Source organism: Flavobacterium sp. (genome assembly GCF_039930565.1).
GTDB lineage: Bacteria > Bacteroidota > Bacteroidia > Flavobacteriales > Flavobacteriaceae > Flavobacterium.
In genome coordinates this window covers 1-6,341 of the sequence record NZ_JBDTTP010000129.1, presented here as the reverse complement: position 1 = coordinate 6,341, position 6,341 = coordinate 1, and the positions used below count along the sequence as shown (strand labels likewise).

The following is a 6,341-nucleotide window of genomic DNA, read 5'->3' as shown; positions in this document are numbered from 1 at the left end:
TTCTTTGAGAAATCCTCATCATTATTTGATGGGGATTTTTTGTTTTAAAATAAGTTCTAATTTAAACGAAAATTATAACGGAAAACTTTTGGAACTCCAAAAATTAAGGATCAATATTAATTAGTTTATTTTCAAATTTACAAAATAAGCTAATCTAATTTTTTAATTTAATCCCTTTCTATGTTTGATTTGTTATTAAATGAAATACTAATCAATAATAAGACTATGAAGTAAATTGATTTTTTTATAAAATGAATTGATTTTCTGTGAAATTATAGAGAAGGCTAATAGATTTATACTGTTTTATTTTGAATGCAGTTATACTTTTTAACTCCTTAAAAAGACTTAATTTTGCAAACTAATAAAAAGTTTAGAGAGTAATGATTACAAATTATATAAAAAGTTTACGCGATTCACCAAAGGGATATCGATTGGCGACTACTGTATTTTTCTTTATTTCAGGTTTTGGTTATTCTTCTTGGGCTTCTCGAATTCCTGCTATTAAAGAACAATTACATTTGTCAGAAGCCGAGTTTGGAGCTGTTTTGTTTGCTTTTCCGATCGGCTTACTGTTAACGATGCCGTTTACTGGTCGAATTCTAAATTTATTTAGCAGCCGATATTGTATGTTGTTGGGTGCTATTTTATTTAATATAGTTTTAGCATTGCCTGGTTTTGCAGCTTTTGTATGGCAATTGGTTCTTATTCTTTTGATTTTTGGTGGTTCTCGAAATATTTTGAATTTATCGATGAATGCACAAGCCTTAGAAGTGCAACGTTTGTATCCAAAATCGATAATGACTAGGTTTCATGCGGTTTGGAGTTTAGCTGGATTTGCTGGTGCGGGTTTAGGATATGTCATGGTAACACAACATATTGATCCTTCTCATCATTTGTTAGGAATAAGTATTGCGATGCTTGCTGTAACGGTTTGTTTTTATCCAATGACTTTGGAAAGTGAAGCTTCTAGAGAGAAAAAGAAGTTTTTTTCTAAACCTGATAAAACGTTAATGAAGTTTGCTGTTATATGTTTTGTGTCGATGGCTTGTGAAAACACAATGTATGATTGGAGTGGAATTTATTTTCAGAATGTATTGCATGCTTCTCAAAAGATAACTACTGCTGCTTTTGTTTTTTTTATGATCGCGGTTACTTTAGGGCGCTTTTGTGGTGATTATGTTGTGATACGTTTTGGAATTAAAAAAATCTTGTTTTACAGTGCGATTTTTATTTCGGTTGGATTTTTAATTTGTTTTCTTTTTCCGTTTATTATTTCAACAATTATAGGTTTTATATTGATTGGAATTGGTGTTTCTTGTACCGTTCCGTTGGTGTTTAGTATTGCAGGAAAATCTAAAAATTTGAGTAGTGGTTCGGCATTAACTTCAATATCGACTATTGGATATCTTGGATTTTTGATTGTTCCGCCAATGGTTGGATTTATTTCGGAAGCATTGAGTATGAAATGGGCTTTCTTAGTAATGGCATTTTTGGGTGGAATTATGATTTATATGGTGCATCAAATTTCGGAAGAGCATTAGTTCTTGTAAAAATAACTTCCTGAAAAAATCTGAAACGAGGATTCTTAATTGTGCAATCTTTTTTGTATTTTTGCACTCCAATTATAAGGACAACAACTATGTTAGACAGACTTCAGATAGTGAAACAACGTTTTGATGAAATTTCAGATTTAATTATCCAACCGGATATTATTTCAGATCAAAAACGTTATGTGCAATTGAATAAAGAATATAAAGATCTAAAGGCTTTGGCTGAAAAAAGAGATGAATATGTTCTTTTGATGGCTAATATTGACGAAGCAAACGAAATTATTTCTGATGGTAGTGATGCTGACATGACTGAAATGGCAAAGATGCAATTGGATGAAGCCAAACAAAGATTGCCGGAATTGGAGGAAGAAATAAAGTTTTTGTTGATTCCTAAAGATCCTGAAGATGGAAAGAATGTAATGGTGGAAGTTCGCGCTGGAACTGGTGGTGATGAGGCGAGTATTTTTGCTGGAGATTTGTTTAGAATGTATTCTAAATATTGTGAAAGTCGTGGATGGAGAACTTCGGTTGTGGATATGAATGAAGGAACATCGGGAGGATTTAAAGAGGTGATTTTTGAAGTTGCAGGTGAAGATGTTTACGGAACTTTGAAGTTTGAAGCTGGTGTACACCGTGTACAACGTGTGCCTCAAACAGAAACACAAGGACGTGTGCATACATCGGCTGCAACTGTTATGGTTTTGCCAGAAGCAGAGGAATTTGATGTTCAAATTGATATGAATGATGTGCGTGTGGATTTCTTTTGTTCGTCAGGACCAGGTGGACAATCCGTAAACACAACTAAATCAGCTGTGCGTTTGACACATATTCCTACTGGATTGGTGGCACAATGTCAAGATCAAAAATCGCAACATAAAAATAAGGATAAGGCTCTTGGTGTTTTACGCTCACGTTTGTACGAACAAGAATTAGCCAAAAAAGAAGCTGAAGATGCTACAAAAAGAACTTCGCAAGTAAGTTCTGGAGATCGTTCGGCAAAAATTAGAACTTATAATTATGCACAAGGTCGTGTAACGGATCACAGAATTGGATTAACATTATACGATTTAGGAAATATCATGAACGGTGATATTCAGAAAATTGTTGATGAGTTACAGTTAGTTAACAATACCGAAAAACTAAAAGAAGCTAGTGAAGTTTTCTAAAGGTTAATTAAATATAATTTGTTAAGAAAAACAAAATTTTTTTCAACACATTAATAAGAATTAGCACTTAATTTGCGTTATCAAATTAGGTGTTTTTTTATGCCTTAAATTTAGTAACTAAAATAGTATAATATGAAAAAGAGAATTTATCTTTCATTGTTCTCCATTGCCAGTTTTTGTATGGCAAACGCTCAGTCTTATTTAGGATACACTCCTGATAATTATGCGGGAGTACAAAGTGTTTTGTCTAATCCTGCCTCAATAGCGGATTCTCGTTTTAAAGCAGATATTAATTTATTCTCTGTAAGTTCAACTGTTGGAAATGATTTGTATGGCGTAAAGATTTTTGACGTTTTTAAAAATGGATATGATTTTGATTTAGAAGCTAAAAATAATTTTAGTAATGCCAATAATGCTTTTTCGAATGTAGATGTTATGGGCCCATCGGTAATGTTTAATATTACTCCCAAACATACCTTAGCCATTTACACTAGAGCAAGAGGATTTGCTAATGTTATTGATGCTAATGGACAAGTAATTAATGATATTACTAAGGATAATAAAACTGATTTTAATGGTGTTTTAGGAAGTCCAAATGCAGTAGGAAATTCTTGGGGAGAATTAGGTATTTCTTATGCTGCTTTTTTGTATCAAAGAGGAGAACATTTCTTAAAAGGAGGTATTACGGCTAAATATTTACAAGGAGTAGCTAATTATCATTTGCAAGGAAATAATATTGCAGTAAGGTATAATGATAAGATTGTACCAGTTTTGAGTTCGTATCAAACTTCTGGTTCTGCAATTTATGGATCTAGTCAAAATTTTGCGGCTGATTCTAAAGTAGATATTAACTCAAAATCCAGAGGTTTTGGAGCAGATATTGGATTGGTGTATGAGTGGAGACCAGACTATACGGCAGATAGAGCTGATATTAATGATTTAAAAGAAGTAAATAAATATAAATTGCGTTTGGGTTTTTCTGTTACCGATTTGGGATCAATGAAATACGACAAAGGAATTCGTAATAGTTATGATTTGAATAGAACATTTACGCAAGCTGATTATGATAATTCTGATAATTTTGATGAATTCATGAAAAATAATTTTACCAAAACTCCTATTAATGGAGCGGTAAGATCTAATTTACCAACAGCTGTTCATGCAGATGTAGATTGGAATGTTTATAATAAATTTTATTTGAATGCTAATGGAGATTTGGGCGTAGTAAGTAGAACCAAATTAAATCAAAATAGTATTGCTAACCGTGTGAGTTTGACTCCTCGTTATGAATCAAAATGGTTTAGTGTTTATGTTCCTGTATCTTATATGGATTATAGTGAACAAACTCAAGTAGGTCTAGGTTTTAGAACTGGAGTATTTTTTATTGGATCTAGCTCTATTGTTTCTAATGCTATTTCAAAAAATTCAAAAGCAGCAGATATTCACTTAGGAATGAAAATTCCAATTTATCAAAAAAAGGCTAAAGATCAAGATGGTGATGGCGTATTAGACAAAGATGACGAATGTCCTACTGTTGCTGGTCCTGTTGAAAATAAAGGATGTCCATGGGGCGATAAAGATAACGATGGAATATTAGACAAAGATGATGAATGTCCTAATATTGCTGGTCCTGCTGCTAACAACGGATGTCCATGGAAAGACAAAGACAATGATGGTGTTTTAGACAAAGATGATAAATGTCCAGATGTTGCTGGTCCAAAAGAAAATGCAGGTTGTCCTTGGCCAGATACTGACGGAGATGGTGTTTTGGATAAAGAGGATAGATGTCCTAATGTAAAAGGAACTCTTGCTAACAAAGGTTGTCCAGAGGTGACTACAGAAGTTATTAAAAAATTAAATGATTTCTCTAAATCTGTTTTATTTGATTCTTCTAAAGCTACAATTAAACCAGAATCTAATGATAAATTAGAAGGAATTGTAAAAGTAATGGACGAATACAATAATGCTAATTTTAAACTAGAAGGACATACAGACAGTACAGGAAATGTGACTAAAAATCTTCAATTGTCAAAAGATAGAGCTGCAGCAGTTAAGGATTATTTGATTTCTAAAGGAATTAGTGCTGAAAGACTTTCGTCTGAAGGTTATGGAATTACGAAACCAATTGCTACCAATAAAACGGTTGAAGGAAGAGCTCAAAACCGTAGAGTTGAAATTATTTTAGTAAAATAATTTTAGTTATTAATATACAAAAAATGAGGCTTTCGAGCTAGTTGTGGTCGGAAGAAATTCCGGCCACTTATGTTTTAAAGACTTTTGATGGGTCACCGCCTGAAAACACAATCATTATTCCAGTAATAAGTTCTCTTAGTTCCAATACAAATCTTCTTTTAGCGGTTTTATAACCAAGATTATTTGCTTTTTTATAGATTAGAACAAGCATTGCTACAATCAAGGTCATATAAATCATTACTTGTATTCCGTTTTTGCATAGAGAGACAAGATGGCTGACATTTAGTTCCTGTTTAATGAATCTAAAAAACACCTCGATATCCCATCTTCTCCTATAATAGTCAGCAACTTCTTTAGCTGTAAGTTTAAAATCATTAGTGAGAAAATAAAAAACTTTTTCGGGTTGTTTTTTGTTCTTCACAACCACTAGTCTAAAATAATTTTCAACTTTTTCTTGCCTATAATGCACATTTCCTTGCTTGTTTTTTACTGGCATTCCTGTGTAAAGCTTTACAATACTGTCCTTTATCAATAGATTATCCCCAAGATCCAAATCCTGATTTGTCTCGATGAGTGATTTTATTTCTTCGTGTTTACGGTTCTCTTTGGCTCTGATTACAAATTTGACTTTCTTTTCTGAAAACTCCTTCATCGTGCGGGTAGACTGGACACCTCGGTCAATAATATAAATATTACGATGTTCAGTATCTTTTACTACTTGTTTTAAAATAGCTTCGGGAAGGGCAAATTCTTCCGAAGCGTAACTTTGAGCATTAAATACCTCAACACCAGCAGGAAGTATCCCATCAAAGGATACACTATATTTTATGAGCTTTTTACCATTTTTTTGGTCAATCCCTTCTTTGATTTTTCTGGCAGCTTCAGAAACAATAGTACTATCTACTCGGATTAAGTTATGCTTGTCTCTTTCAGGCTGACTGTAACTTTCAGAAAAACGGTTATACATACATTCAAAAATTTCTTTGAAATAACCAGAATCAATCTTAGACAATCTTTCAGAAATAGAACTCCTTCTAACGGTTTCTGATTCATCTAAATTAAAAATAGTCTTAAATCCCGAATAATTAAAGGTGTCTTCCAATGTTCGCTGACTAAGTTTCTCATTATCAAGAATTGAATATAGGAGAAGGTAAAATACCTTCTTCCCGTGAAGGACTTTTGAATAATAATCCACTTTTGTGCTAGTTGAAAGATGAGACAAAAAGGCTTCGGGAATAAGCCCTAACAACTCATTAACAGAAACTTTGTGATCTTTAAATGTTGCCATAAATTACTGATTTTCAGCAATAAATATACAAATAAATATTTAAAAAATAAAGTTAAATCTTGTTAAAATATTAAAAATAAAAACGCTTTATTTAAAGTGTAAAACAAAAAAAAGTCGGAAGAAAAATTCTTCCGACCACAACTA

Annotated in this window: 4 protein-coding genes; 3 read left to right on the top strand and 1 reads right to left on the bottom strand. The window is 32.5% G+C overall.

Going from position 1 to position 6,341, the window contains the following annotated elements:
* Positions 1 to 380: 380 nt before the first annotated feature.
* The 3 genes from ABI657_RS18720 to ABI657_RS18710 all read left to right on the top strand — a co-directional run bounded on the left by ABI657_RS18720 (position 381) and on the right by ABI657_RS18710 (position 4,909).
* Positions 381 to 1,541, top strand: coding sequence for an MFS transporter (locus ABI657_RS18720; protein WP_348098793.1), 1,161 nt, complete (start codon positions 381 to 383; stop codon positions 1,539 to 1,541).
* A gap of 98 nt (positions 1,542 to 1,639) precedes the next feature.
* Positions 1,640 to 2,716, top strand: coding sequence for a peptide chain release factor 1 (gene prfA, locus ABI657_RS18715; RefSeq protein ID WP_348098792.1), 1,077 nt, complete (start codon positions 1,640 to 1,642; stop codon positions 2,714 to 2,716).
* Positions 2,717 to 2,848: 132 nt separating this feature from the next.
* Positions 2,849 to 4,909 carry a DUF5723 family protein gene (locus ABI657_RS18710; protein WP_348098791.1) on the top strand — a complete coding sequence of 687 codons (2,061 nt, stop codon included), beginning with the start codon at positions 2,849 to 2,851 and terminating at the stop codon, positions 4,907 to 4,909.
* A 67-nt stretch (positions 4,910 to 4,976) separates the two neighbouring features.
* On the opposite strand, the gene ABI657_RS18705 is transcribed toward ABI657_RS18710, so the two are convergent.
* Entirely contained in the window at positions 4,977 to 6,197 is a 1,221-nt protein-coding gene (locus ABI657_RS18705) for an IS4 family transposase (RefSeq protein WP_348098790.1), read from the bottom strand.
* Between the last annotated feature and the right edge of the window lie 144 nt (positions 6,198 to 6,341).